This window comes from Pedobacter sp. 01T416_2, assembly GCF_056398925.1.
The window spans coordinates 1-1914 of sequence record NZ_JBFTQI010000975.1; the positions used below are offsets into that span (position 1 = coordinate 1).

Sequence of the window (1914 nt, forward strand, 5' to 3'; positions counted from 1 at the left end):
TTTAACTGATGTACATCGAATCCGAAACCTACTCTAATTTTCATGGGTATTTAGGTTAATTGTTTAAACACGTTAATCGGTTAATTATAAACTGATAGCTTAAAATTACTTCTTAACAATCTTTTTGTCGCCAAAGTTAAACAATAGACCAAAACGTAAGGTATTTGCAAGTGGACTTGTTTGTGCATTTGCAATCAAATAAGAGAAATCTATATTAAAAACGTTGTATTTTAATCCAAGGCCCAAGGTAAAGTAGCGGCTATCGCCTTTCATTGGGCTCTGATAGTTGTAACCTGCTCTCACTGCAAACTGTTGGTTATACCAGTACTCTAAGCCTGTTGAAATTCCTACTTCCTTTAATTCTTCACTAAAACCGCCCGGGGCATCACTAAACGAACCAAAAATTCCGGCAGGAACTGAACGGTTAGGATTTTTTCCGCTCACAATGTTATTGTTCGAATCGTATATCGGTTGCGTTGGCACCAGCAACTTATTAAAATCAAGGGCAAAAGTTAAGGTACTGAGATCGTCTACAGTAATTGTAGACGCGCCTCCTATTTTAAAATTTGTAGGTAAAAAGAAATTTTCTCCACCATCAGAATAGCTCATTTTTGTTCCAATGTTCGAAATATTAGCGCCTGCAGAAAGAACAGTCTGCCTGCCAAACATTGTAGTTGTTGTTTTGTATAATCCCGATACATCTACAGCTACCGCATTTCCGCTATGAACCTGCCCTGATGATGAAAATTGCCCTGAAGCTAAATTTGAATAAATATACCTTAATGATGTTCCTAATGAAAATTCCTCACCAAAATTACGAGCAAAAGAAACATCAAAAGCCAATTCATTCGGATTGGAAATCCCCAGGTCTTGTTGGTTGATGTCGGTAAGTTGAATAGATCCTAAAGAAAAGTACCTTAATGAGGCACCAATGGTATTACGATCATCCAATTTATAAAAGCCACTTAAATAGGCAAGATTAATATCAGGTACTAAACTTTTTAACCACGGGCTATAAGAAACAGAAAATCCGTAAGGTTTATCTAAAAATGCAAGTTTAGAAGCATTAATGCTGGCTGAATTTACATCACCAGCAACGGCCACGCCAGCATCACCCATTGCACCAGCACGGGCATCGGGCGTAATGAGCAGAAATGGAACTGCTGTTACAATATTGTTTGCCTCGCTACCATTTGTTTGTGTATTGCCTATGGTTACCTGAGCATTTGTTTTACCAAACACCAAGGCCATTGAGAGTGCAGAAAAAGCAAGTTTACTGATGTACTTGAAATTCATCCTTTAAAGGTACGTAATTTTAGATTTTGGTATTTAGCAACAACTGGAGAATATATTCTGTAACGTAAAACCAAAACTTATATTTCACCAAATTACGAATTCTATGATTATTTACTAATTAAACATACGATTTTTACATACAGGTGTGACTGCAAAAAACCTAAGCCAATAACTAATAACCATTTAGCATCATAATTGAGCTATTTTCTTTTTTCTATAAAAATTATTAATTCGATTTGTCAACTTAATAATCTTTAAATCAAATATGGTTAATTTATTGCAATCTCTATAAACTATAACAATACTCTTTTTATATATACGTGTTTAAGCTGTCACTAAAAACATAAAAAAAATTAATATTGAGATGACCTGAACTGTAATAAAAGTAATTCCACCTATTGGGCTAATGGCTTGCTAACAGCACTTCTCAATCATCTCACTTTCTTTTCATCTTGCTTATTTATAATTATTTAACCTAAATTTAACTGAAAAAGTAAGTAGACACAATACGATATAAAATAATACGTTATCACTCAAAAATATAATCGATATTTTATTACCACATTATTTATATATTCATTTAAAATTGTTTAATTTTATCGGTTGAATCCCTATAGG

General features: G+C 33.6%; 1 protein-coding gene. It reads right to left on the reverse strand.

What is annotated here, in order from left to right:
* Positions 1-105: 105 nt before the first annotated feature.
* The gene (gene porV / locus AC1DPQ_RS26465) at positions 106-1296 is read right to left on the reverse strand and encodes a type IX secretion system outer membrane channel protein PorV (protein WP_477611393.1); all 1191 of its coding nucleotides are present in this window, start codon (positions 1294-1296) and stop codon (positions 106-108) included.
* Between the last annotated feature and the right edge of the window lie 618 nt (positions 1297-1914).